The 3,345-nt window shown below is 41.2% G+C and carries 5 protein-coding genes; 1 reads left to right on the top strand and 4 read right to left on the bottom strand.

Going from position 1 to position 3,345, the window contains the following annotated elements; genetic code table 11:
- The coding region (gene rlmB, locus ACZFYI_RS17840; protein ID WP_462525477.1) for a 23S rRNA (guanosine(2251)-2'-O)-methyltransferase RlmB at window positions 1–748 on the bottom strand (748 nt) is incomplete at its 3' end.
- Window positions 721–1,923, bottom strand: coding sequence for a GWxTD domain-containing protein (locus tag ACZFYI_RS17835; RefSeq protein WP_462525476.1), 1,203 nt, complete (start codon window positions 1,921–1,923; stop codon window positions 721–723). The genes rlmB and ACZFYI_RS17835, both read right to left, overlap by 28 nt.
- 97 nt (window positions 1,924–2,020) lie before the next feature.
- Between ACZFYI_RS17835 and ACZFYI_RS17830 the strand changes: the two genes are divergently transcribed.
- Window positions 2,021–2,800, top strand: coding sequence for a class I SAM-dependent methyltransferase (locus ACZFYI_RS17830; RefSeq protein WP_462525475.1), 780 nt, complete (start codon window positions 2,021–2,023; stop codon window positions 2,798–2,800).
- On the opposite strand, the gene ACZFYI_RS17825 is transcribed toward ACZFYI_RS17830, so the two are convergent.
- On the bottom strand, window positions 2,797–3,009 hold the full coding sequence (locus ACZFYI_RS17825) for a PIN domain-containing protein (protein WP_462525478.1): 213 nt from the start codon (window positions 3,007–3,009) through the stop codon (window positions 2,797–2,799). The two genes, ACZFYI_RS17830 and ACZFYI_RS17825, sit on opposite strands and share 4 nt — an antisense overlap.
- Before the next feature lie 155 nt (window positions 3,010–3,164).
- The coding region (locus ACZFYI_RS17820; protein WP_462525474.1) for a hypothetical protein at window positions 3,165–3,345 on the bottom strand (181 nt) is incomplete at its 5' end.

Genomic DNA, 3,345 nt, shown 5'->3' with positions numbered 1-3,345 from the left:
ATATCACTACTCCGGCAGATACGGAGACATTGAGACTTCCGATATTTCCTGACATGGGGATTTTGACGAACTCATCGCTCAATCCTATAAGTTCAGGGGAAATACCGTCCTCTTCAGATCCCAGAATCAGGGCTGTAGGGATTGAAAAATCAGCTTCATACATCAACCTGTCAGTTTTTTCACTGACGCTGACGACATTGAGACCCATTTTTTTCAGGTCTTTGACAGTATAATACAGGTTTTTGACCCTACAGATCGGAAGATGGTTTAAGGCACCGGCAGATGTTTTGACAGCATCAGAATTGATCTGGGCGGCACCCTTTTCAGGAATGACGATGGCATGCACCCCTGCGCAATCAGCCGTTCTGGCAATGGCACCAAAGTTTCGCACATCTGTGATTCTATCCAAAACCAAAATCAATGGAGAAATCCCTTTTGAAAAACATTCTTCAATCACATTGTCTAAAGACGCATATTCGATGGAAGACATGTGTGCGACGACACCTTGATGGTTTTTTCTCGTGATCCTGTTGAGCTTGGCATCAGGAACCCGTACTACAGGGATTTTTTCGTCTTTTGCGAGTTTCAGGAGTTCTTTGACGAGCTCATTGTTGACTTCTTTGTCAATCAAAATCTTGTCGATTTCCTTATGGGCTAGAATTGCTTCCATGACTGCCCTTGTACCGAATATAAAATCCTTATCCTGCTCGCCTTTGTTGATCAGAAATCCATCTGCGCGTTTCTCCATAATGTAATACTTTTAAACCATTCGGGTTGTAAAGCCCTTGACCTGTTGAGTGTGTAAAAACTAGGGGTCAGAATATTTTTAACCCGCGCAAAGGTAAAGGATATTTTTGAAATTGATTCAGGTGTACCATAAGACCAGGTTTCGCCGTCAAGGCTAAAGTAAACCTCGTTTGGAGGTCCCATGACGATATATACCATACCTCGGTCTGTTTTCCAGCCTTCTTTGAAATCTGTAAAAAGGATGTTGGCAAATTCAATCTGCTTGAAATATTCCCGGATGAGTTTTTTGGCAGATAAGGTATCTTTAGTGAGCGTGTACCAATATTGGTCCAAGGCGATTTTTTTATCTGCAGCGTCTTTGAGCAGTTCATGTTCTCTTCTCGTCGAAATATAGGTGACCATATCGACCATTTCATCGTAATCCTTTACCCTCGGGAAGATATCATGGACAGTTTTCAACAAAGCGCCTTGGGTGGAATTAGTATCAGACTGTATAAAGTAATACCCTATCCCAGGAAATTCTTTAGGCAAATTAGCCAGAAAACTCCCTTGGTATTCCACTTTCACTTCTCGTGGGACAGGTGCTGGCCGGATTTCCATGGGTGGCATGGGCACATCAAATGTGGTGGGGTAGAAGAAGGTGTGAAGATTGACTATTCCTCTTCCTTTGAATTCGACTGGTTGATTTTGAATCAAAAAATTTTGGTCAAAGGGCACCCTGTCCTCGTAATAAAGCCCAAAATTGGAATGCCCAAAAATAAATGGACTGATAAGGTCCATATGGTAGAAATACTCATCCCCTTGGCGGGTGTCCACTGCTTTCAGCACGGCAATGGCCATCTGTTGGCCTTCAGGGATAGTGACTCTTTTTTCAAAGTAATAATGGTACTCCGTTTCACGGATGATATCTTCTTTGGTCAGCTGGATGAGATTTTGGTCAGTAATAGGCTCCTGATAACCGGACAATACTCCATATGAAAATGTGTAGCTGTCAAATTCTATCTCGTCCTCGATCTTTTCGACTGGCATCTGAAGGAGAAATGTCCTTTTTGGCTCTTCTATGGGGATTATTTTCAGGGAAACCCTAGAATACCTGGAATACCGCAAGGCTTGATTGATGGTTTGGAGGTTTTGTTGTGCAAATGTGACTAACGGAATGCAAAAGAGGAATAACACAAGGCCTGAAATTGGCTTTATTTTGTTGCTGATTTTTTGTCCTATCATCTTGTATTAAAAATTAACCTTATTTTTGCCCAAATTAATGAAAATTTGAATGGCTACCTATACAACGGAAATCGCTTCTGATAAGTTGGTGAGTGATAATCCCATCCATCAGCGTCTGCTCAAAGCTTATATCGCAGCCAAACCTTTGGTCGGCGGAAAGCTCCTTGAAGTTGGCTGTGGAGAGGGAAGGGGAGTGGAAGTGCTGTTGGAAAATGTGGACAGCTACTTTGGGATTGATAAAATCCAAGAAGTCATCGATAACCTGAAAGTCAAATTTCCCGGTATCCAATTTGAACAGGCTGTCATTCCTCCATTTTCCCGTTTGAAGGACAATAGCTATGATACTGTGGTCAGTTTTCAGGTCATTGAGCATATCCAAAATGACAGGTTGTTTTTGCAGGAAATATACCGTGTGCTGAAGCCCGGCGGCAAAGCGATCATTTCCACCCCCAATATCCGTCATACACTTTCCCGCAATCCATGGCACATCAGGGAATATACCGGAACGCAGTTGACAGCTTTGTGCGAAAGCATTTTTGATAAAGTGGAATCTTTGGGAATCGGAGGCAATGAAAAAGTGTGGAATTACCATGAAGCCAACAGGGCTTCAGTCCGCAAAATCATGCGATTTGATATTTTGGATCTGCAATACCGGCTTCCGGCTTTTGTGCTGAGGTGGCCATATGAAATCCTGAACAGGATGAACCGCAACAAACTCCACCAACAGCAGGGCGCTTCCGTCACCGACATCAGCCATGAGGATTACATCCTTGTCGACCATCCTGATAAGGGATTGGATTTGTTTTATGTGTTGTGTAAGAAAGGCTAATCCCAAAGAGTAACGCCATCAATGTATCGGAAATCTTTGGTATTTAGTGTAAATAAAGGGATCTTATAAAAAATGGCAGTGGCAGCAATCATTGCATCAGGTATAGACAAATGGTGGCTTAAAGTGTATTTGTTTAAAAGGTCTAGTGAAATGGAAGAAATGATTTCATTAACCTGAAAAACATTTGTGAGTTCAATGAGCTTGTTTATTTTCCTTAAATCGGCTTAGTTCAGTGCTCCGAAAATCAATTCTCCTGCAGTAACCATCGAAATAGATATCCTATCTTCCCCAATCGAATTTAGCTTTTCGATAATCATTGAATTATTTTTTAACAACTCAATTAGAATATTAGTATCACAAAGAATCAGGTCCTTTTTGGCCATGCTTTTTCTCTGAGTTCAGTTAATTTAATTTCTCTGTTTTCCCAAAGTCCGGCAAAATCAAAAATTGATTTGGTTTTTCCTTTAATTTTCAGCTTTGGACTTTTAACAGACTTTTTGATCTTAATCAGATTTCTCTTTTCAAGATTGTCAAGTAAGGCTATC

The sequence above is a fragment of the Aquiflexum sp. genome, from assembly GCF_977115555.1.
Note: the sequence above shows the minus strand (reverse complement) of the source record. Positions and strands in the feature narration are given on the sequence as shown.

Bases quoted from the DNA above. Each gene is read 5' to 3' on its own strand.
- ACZFYI_RS17830 (WP_462525475.1), top strand. From the start codon at position 2,021: ATGGCTACCTATACAACGGAAATCGCTTCTGATAAGTTGGTGAGTGAT.